The organism is Bartonella florencae (genome assembly GCF_000312525.1).
GTDB classification, from domain to species: Bacteria; Pseudomonadota; Alphaproteobacteria; order Rhizobiales; family Rhizobiaceae; genus Bartonella; species Bartonella florencae.
Genome location: NZ_HE997452.1, coordinates 577,131 through 581,125 on the forward strand (window position 1 = coordinate 577,131; position 3,995 = coordinate 581,125).

At 38.1% G+C, this 3,995-nt stretch carries 4 protein-coding genes; all 4 read left to right on the forward strand.

Annotated features, from left to right (window positions below; all coding sequences use genetic code 11):
• The first annotated feature begins 269 nt into the window (after positions 1–269).
• The 4 genes from BN202_RS09750 (at position 270) to BN202_RS05340 (ending at position 3,641) form a co-directional block, all read left to right on the forward strand.
• Positions 270–422, forward strand: coding sequence for a DUF5993 family protein (locus tag BN202_RS09750; protein WP_019219570.1), 153 nt, complete (start codon positions 270–272; stop codon positions 420–422).
• An 11-nt stretch (positions 423–433) separates the two neighbouring features.
• Positions 434–1,015 (forward strand): disulfide bond formation protein B, encoded by a 582-nt coding sequence (locus BN202_RS05330; protein WP_019219571.1) that lies wholly within the window; start codon positions 434–436, stop codon positions 1,013–1,015.
• Positions 1,016–2,535: 1,520 nt separating this feature from the next.
• Positions 2,536–2,754: a translation initiation factor IF-1 gene (gene infA / locus BN202_RS05335; protein ID WP_004856585.1), complete on the forward strand. Its 219-nt coding sequence runs from the start codon at positions 2,536–2,538 to the stop codon at positions 2,752–2,754.
• A 194-nt stretch (positions 2,755–2,948) separates the two neighbouring features.
• The gene (locus BN202_RS05340; protein ID WP_019219572.1) at positions 2,949–3,641 is read left to right on the forward strand and encodes a Maf family nucleotide pyrophosphatase; all 693 of its coding nucleotides are present in this window, start codon (positions 2,949–2,951) and stop codon (positions 3,639–3,641) included.
• Positions 3,642–3,995: the final 354 nt, after the last annotated feature.

Genomic DNA, 3,995 nt, shown 5'->3' on the forward strand with positions numbered 1-3,995 from the left:
GTTGTTGGTGGGTGGGGGGCTGCTGGATGGGGAAATCGATGAGAAATAGAAAAAGCGGTAATAGGGTTGGATTTTCCAGTTTTCTCCCTTTTTTGTTGATCTCTATTTTCACTGCTCTATATGCGCTTTTGTTTTCTCTAGTGCCAAAGGCTATGTGCTTTGGAGACAATAAAAGAGAAGGCTGAATTGTGAATAATAAATTGAGCGTCTCTTTTTTGCCCTATTTTGTCATATGTTACATAGCAAAATAATAAAGGAGATTTTACGCCATGTTTTTCCCATTTTTAATTGCTTTGGGTGCAGCAGTAACAACCATTTATGGTAAGGAAAATATCAGTTACGCCTTGTGGGCAATTTTGTTTGTTGTCATTCTTCTCACTTTTAATCATCACGCAACTTCCACTTTAAACTTGTCTTTTTGAGAGAAATAGTCATGGAACCCGTTGAACAAAAAAATCATCATTTTGTTATATTTATGAATACCTTAGGACTTATTGGATTGTCAATAGTCTTGATCGTGGCTTTTTATTATCAGTTGGTAAAGTTTGAGCTGCCTTGTCCCCTTTGTCTACTTCAACGAGTCGGTTTGATATTGGCTGGATTTGGCTTTTTACTCAATATTCATCATAAAGTGAAAAATACCCATTATGGTATGGTTATTCTTGGTTGTATGGTAACCAGTGTTGTGGCTGCGAGGCAAGTGTTTTTGCATATAACTCCAGATGATCTTGGATATGGTTCAACATTCTTTGGATTGCACTTTTATACTTGGGCTTTTATCATCGCTGTTCTTTGTATTATCGCCGTTTCCGTTATTATGATTTTGAGCGAATTGGCGCACAAATTTAAAATATTTTCTCCTTTTCCAGTTTTGTATAAAATGGCAACCTTCTTGTTTGTCTTCTTAATTGCAGCAAATTTGGTTTCTACCATCCTTGAATGTGGCGCTGGGCAGTGTGCTGATGATCCAGTCGAATATGAGTTGTTGTCAGTTTGGTTTCCTTCCTCATCTTAAAGTCGATAAAAGTTCCGGATAAATATCTTAATGGTGAGATTAAAAAAGCGACGATATTCGTCAACAATGTTGAGGTTGTCGCTTTTTGCAAAAGATTGTAGAATCATAAAAAATTCTTCAGCTTTTCCTATAAAAAGACACTTTGTGTCAGCCTATTCATATGTATTTTTGACAGCTAAAATCTTATGCAAAGCTAGGCTTTTAGGCGCTGAAAACTTAGCACGTAGCTCCTGTGAAAAATTCTTTTCTTAAAATCTTGCTCTTTGAGGTGAAAAAATTTCCTGCTCTTCTCGCTTTTTTAATTCTGCGCTCACAAAATTTATAGTTTAATGTTTATGGAGGCTTTGCGCCTGTTTTGAAGAATTCACTTCTAGAGTGTTGGAATTGAAATTGAGAAGATTATTCGTGATCACTTTCTCTAAAGCTCTGTTTGTAAACAATGAACCTGTTTTTTCTATGCTTCATTCGCTATAGGCCTTAAGATAACGCATGATCTCATGAAAAATCCTTGCTTGTTCAAGAGAAGGCCAGATATTTTAATGCTGTTTCTTAAATGGCGGCGTAATAAACTGGCTATCTTGGTTGTTGTATCCCTATACGCATGCAAATTAGCAAATATTTAAGCGGTTATTCCCCCTCATAGGGGTACGCTTTATTTATCAAACACAGAAAGCTGTTCAATGTATAAAAGAGAGAGTAAGAGTCACTGTGTAGAAATTGTGCCTTGTTTATGCGAATGTTTTTTCTGTTTTCTGCATCATCCGCTCAAAACTGTTAGAAAAAGTCTCTTTAAAATATGTCTTGCATTTCTAATCGGCCTTACATGGGTGAGTGGGGCTTGAGGGTATGGTCGTTTAAAGCTGGAAGCAGGTGTTTTTGGTGTTGCTTTGTGCAAATAAGGTAGAGCTATGAATGCCCAAGAGCTAAGTGGGGGTATGAGATCGCTTTAAAAGAAAACGATAAGGGGAAAGAGAGATATTTAAAACATTCTCATGTTATGCGTTTTTAAAGATTTGCTTTTTTCTGTAAATGTTGAAAAATGTAAAAATATAACAAATTTATGCATTCTGTCTGCTTTTGTCATTGTGCGGCAAGGATGCCTGATAAATTGCTGAGGGTGGTTGCATGATAGCATTGTAGGTGAGAGATGCACGGGAAAAATGGCTGAGTGTGGTGAATGAAAACTGGTGAATGGTCGGTTTGGCTGTTTTAGGTGAGAGAATGGGATATGAGAGATTGGAGTGAAGGTTTGCTGCATGGAGAATAGCTTCTGGTGGGAAAAATAAGGCAAAAGGCGTTTGCGAAAAGATATATTAATAAAATTGTTATAATCGAAAAACGCATATGTTGGAGGGTGAAGATTTTTAAGAATGCTAGAGCATAAACACAAAACCTTTGCCTTTGTGTTGAATTTTTGTTCACAAAACTAACAAAATAGGGTATGACCCCTGAATTAAGACACAGAGCTAAAAAAATTATACGCACAGGGATATTGTTTTTATTTAAGGATATTGTTTTTTATGTCAAAAGAAGAAGTTTTGGAATTTTCTGGTATCGTGACTGAGCTTTTACCGAATGCGATGTTTCGTGTGAAATTGGAAAATGATCATGAAATTATCGCCCATACTGCCGGAAGAATGCGCAAAAACCGCATTCGTGTGTTGGCAGGTGATAAAATCATGGTGGAAATGACCCCTTATGATTTAACAAAAGGGCGTATTATCTATCGCTATAAGTAAATTATGGGTGTTTTTTGTTTTCAAAAATGTTGCTCTTCTTGCTCAAATGGTTGTATGCTTCTTCTTAAATTTTAAAAGAGAGAAAAATTAAAGCGATCTTCAAAAGGCATTACAATGGTTAATATCAATGTGTTAGGGCTATTGATAGCGCTAGAATAAACTGGCTGGGGGCTGTTATTCTGAGGGGGCAAAAATTGATAAGTTTAAAGAAAACCTTCTTAGGGAAAGAATCTGTGAGGGAAAATATCCAAGAAATCCAATTGGTGCTCGCTTCCGCTTCTCCACGGCGTTTGATGCTCTTAGCGCAGATTGGTCTTGAACCCCATGAAGTTTGTGTAACCGATATCGATGAAACAGCAAAGTTAAGAGAACACCCTAGCAATCTTGCAAAACGTTTGGCAAAAGAAAAAGCGCTTAAAGCACAAGAGATTTTGCTATGGCGCTGCCAAAATGAACAACAGAGCAGGGCACAGAAAAGGATCATCTTGGCTGCTGATACCGTGGTGGCAGTGGGGCGCACTATTTTCCCTAAACCAGAGCGTGAAGATGAGGCTTATGAATGTTTGCGTTTTCTCTCTGGGCGTTCTCACAAAGTCTATGGTGCTGTTTGTGCGCTCAATGAAGCAGGAAAAATAACAGTAAAATTGGTCGAAAGTCGTGTTCGTTTTCGGCGTCTCACGACTCCATTAATGGATGCCTATCTTGCTTCTGGAGAATGGCAGGGAAAAGCCGGTGGTTACGCTATTCAGGGAAAAGCCGGTGCTTTTGTGGTGCATATCGTTGGCTCTTATTCCAATGTGGTGGGATTGCCATTGGCTGAAACCATGGATCTTCTTACAGCTTATCAATACCCTCTGCTTTCTCATTGGACAACAGAAATGTGTTAGAAAAATTTCACCTGTTGTGCCCTAAAACACTGTCGCCTGTGTAGAGGTATCAGCGATGGTGAACTTTACATGCGAAATATTTTTAGATAATTTGCTCAAATATGCAGGGAGCCCCTAGAGCCTTATGTTAAGTGAACTATACCAATGATTAAGTACTAAGAGGGGATAAGCAGTGGGAAGCTTTCCAAGAAAAGCCGGATTGTGTACAAACGGATTATTGGGGGAAGCTTTGTTCTGTGAGGTGTGGGCAGAAGGTTAAGTAACAGATCAACCCGATGGAATAGGATAAAACAATAAAAAGGCGAGTGGCACCATAAATAAGTGAAAACAGCAAAAAAATTTAAAAGAACTGCC